The sequence below is a fragment of the Psychroserpens mesophilus genome (assembly GCF_050617655.1).
GTDB classification, from domain to species: Bacteria; Bacteroidota; Bacteroidia; order Flavobacteriales; family Flavobacteriaceae; genus Psychroserpens; species Psychroserpens mesophilus_A.
This window is the reverse complement of record NZ_JBODQC010000083.1, coordinates 1-348: the sequence shown is the minus strand read 5'-3', so window position 1 is coordinate 348 and position 348 is coordinate 1. Positions and strand designations below refer to the sequence as shown.

Below are 348 nucleotides of genomic sequence, written 5' to 3'. Positions count from 1 at the left end.
CCTGAAATACAAGGGACTTGAATTCTTCGGCACCGTTGAACTGGCAAGCGGCAAGGCGGAAGCCGAGCCGGACACCCGCTCAGCCACCCAGATTGCCGGGGAATTGCTCTACCGTTTTGGCCGCAATGAGAACTTCTATGTGGGTACCCGTTACAACACGGTCAGCAGCGACGACCCCTCTGGAGCGGATATCAACATCGACCGGTTCCAGTTGGGCGCAGGGGCGTTCCTGACCAAGAACATCCTCACAAAACTGGAGTATGTAAACCAGCAGTACGACGGTTTTGACACGACCAGCATTTTCAATGAAGGTGCATTTAAAGGGGTGATGTTGGAGGCAGTGATTAG

General features: G+C 53.7%; 1 pseudogene. It reads left to right on the top strand.

Annotated features, from left to right (window positions below):
• A pseudogene (locus tag ACRHNM_RS16430) lies at positions 1–348 on the top strand (hypothetical protein); the annotation flags it as partial.